Source organism: Arthrobacter sp. (assembly GCF_031988865.1).
Lineage (GTDB): Bacteria > Actinomycetota > Actinomycetes > Actinomycetales > Micrococcaceae > Arthrobacter_B.
This window is the reverse complement of the sequence record NZ_DALZXY010000170.1, coordinates 1-2611: the sequence shown is the minus strand read 5'-3', so window position 1 is coordinate 2611 and position 2611 is coordinate 1. Positions and strand designations below refer to the sequence as shown.

At 65.5% G+C, this 2611-nt stretch carries 2 protein-coding genes; both read left to right on the top strand.

Translation table 11 applies throughout. The annotated features are described in order from the left end of the window. Positions 1–1929 (top strand): MMPL family transporter (locus tag RTN46_RS16905; protein ID WP_312183198.1); only part of this gene is annotated, 1929 nt, incomplete at its 5' end. A gap of 276 nt (positions 1930–2205) precedes the next feature. After that, on the top strand, positions 2206–2611 hold a 406-nt coding region (locus tag RTN46_RS16900; RefSeq protein WP_396158012.1), incomplete at its 3' end, for a collagen-like protein.

Genomic DNA, 2611 nt, shown 5'->3' with positions numbered 1-2611 from the left:
GCCGCGGCCGAGGAGCAGGCACCGCAGCTGGAACAGGGTGCGGCCCTGCTGAACATGGCAAAAGAAATCCGCATGGTCTCCGAAGATGACAGCACGGCAATCCTGACCGTGGTCTTCGAGGACACCCAGATGGAGATCCCCCAGGAGACCAAGGACGCCCTGGTCGCCGTGTTCAACGATGCACCGATCGACGGCGTCCGCGTTGACTTCTCCTCTGACATTACCCAGGGCATCCCCAGCATCATCGGTGTCGGCGAAATCGTCGGCCTGGTGGTCGCCGCCGCCGTCCTGCTGGTCATGCTCGGCACCCTGATCGGCGCGGGACTTCCGCTGGTCACCGCCCTCATCGGCGTCGGCATTGGTGCCCTCGGCGCGCTTGCGTTCTCCGGCGTCGTCGAAATGATCTCCGTGACCCCCGTGCTGGGCGTGATGCTTGGACTCGCGGTGGGCCTGGACTATGCGCTGTTCATCGTCAACCGGCACCGCCGCCAGCTCAAGAGCGGCATCGAGCTTGAGGAGTCCATCGGCCTGGCCAACGGCACCTCCGGCAACGCGGTGGTGTTCGCCGGTGCGACAGTACTGATCGCCCTGCTGGCGCTGAACATCACCGGCATTCCGTTCCTGGGCCTGATGGGCACGGTGGGCGCAGGCTGCATTGCGATCGCCGTGCTGATTGCAGTGACGTTGACCCCGGCTCTGCTGAAACTGACGGGAATGCGCATCCTGAGCAAGAAGGAACGCGCTGCCATCTCCTCCCTGGCCGACGCCGGCAAGCCTGCCGCCGCGCCCGCCCCGGCGAAGCCCATGTCCACGGTCAGCGCCCTGGTCACGGCGGTAGCGTCGATCGCACTCCTGCTGTTCATCGCCGTCCCCGCCCTGGACCTGCGCACCGGCCTGCCGGACGGCTCCTCCGAACCTCATGACTCCACGCAGTACCAGGCGTACTCCACGCTGTCGGAGAAGTTCGGGGAAGGCCAGAACGGCACCCTGCTGGTAGTCGCCGAACTGCCGAACGAGCCCACAGACGCTGAAGCGACCGAAGCCCAGGCCGAGATCGCGCAGATCCTCTTCGATCAGGACGGGGTCTCCGCTGTGGCGCCGATCGGTTCCTCCGAAGACGGCAGCACCGTCGCCTTCCAGGTGGTCCCCACGGAGGGCCCGACCAGTGAATCCACCGAAAACCTGGTGCACAACCTGCGGGACATGTCCCCGCTGGACGGGACGTATGAAATCGGCGTGGCCGGCTCTGCCAGCGGCAACATCGACATCTCGGACAAGCTCTCCGATGCCCTGCCGATCTACCTTGGCGTCGTCGTCGGACTCTCCCTGCTGATCCTGATCCTGGTCTTCCGGTCCATTTATGTTCCGATCATCGCCACGCTTGGGTTTGTGCTCTCCTACTTCGCGGCCCTTGGCGGCGTGGTGGCCGTGTACCAGTGGGGCTGGCTGTCCGGAGTCTTCAATGTGGAGACCCCCGGCCCGATCCTGAACTTCCTGCCGACCATCCTGGTGGGCGTCCTGTTCGGCCTGGCGATGGACTACATGCTGTTCATCGGTTCCGGCATGCGGGAGGCGTACGCCCACGGCGCCCCGTCCCGCGTCGCCGTCGTCCAGGGTGTGCGGGCCGGGCGGTCCGTCGTGACCGCGGCCGCGATCATCATGGTCTCGGTGTTCGGCGGGTTCGTCTTCTCCGACAGCGCCATGATCCGGCCCATCGGATTTGCCCTGGCCTTCGGCGTGCTGCTGGATGCCTTCGTGGTCCGCATGCTGCTGATCCCGGCGCTGATGCATCTGGCCGGAGACAAGGCCTGGTGGCTGCCGAAGTGGCTGGACAAGATCCTGCCGGACGTCGACGTCGAGGGTGCTTCGCTGGAACGCCGGCACCCGCACGAGGTCACTGCGCCGGCAGAACCGGTGAAGCAGGCCTAATCGTCGCTGATCCCCCGCATCATAGAAAGCAGCTGACTCCGGCCCCGGCCGGAGTCAGCTGCTTTTTGCTGGGTCCTTTCTGTAGAGCCGGTGTGGCTGCAGTAGCCACGTCATATTGCGGCCTCTTTCGAAATAAAATATTGGACTGGGTCCAAAACGTTTACGCTGGCAGCGGCAGTGGATGACCCTTGGGGGGACGAATACCCATGCACTGCAGCGTTCCCATCCTGCCTCTCCCCCGGCACATAATTTCTGCCGACCGAGGAGATAACCAGCTTGAACCGCCCACGCCCGAAACATCTCTCACTTGCCGCTGCAGCGGCGGCCGCAGTCCTTGCACTCGGCGCCTGCACCCCCGCCTCATCTGAAGATGCCGCATCCATCCATGCCTGCCTCGACAGTTCGACACTGGATTTCTCCAGCATCACCTCGGAGGCCGACGCGTTGTCCTGCGGCCCGAATGAGCTGCCGGTGTCATGGCTGGCTGCTGGGCCTGTTGACGGGGCAGTGCCCACGTTTGCGGCGACCGCAGGGCCGTCCAACGGCACTGACGGTGCATCGGGCAAACCGGGCGAGAAGGGCGACGCCGGCGAGAAGGGCGATGCGGGCGACGCCGGCGAGAAGGGCGATGCGGGCGATTCCGGAGCACAGGGGCCGGCCGGAGCCAACGGCGCTGACGGCG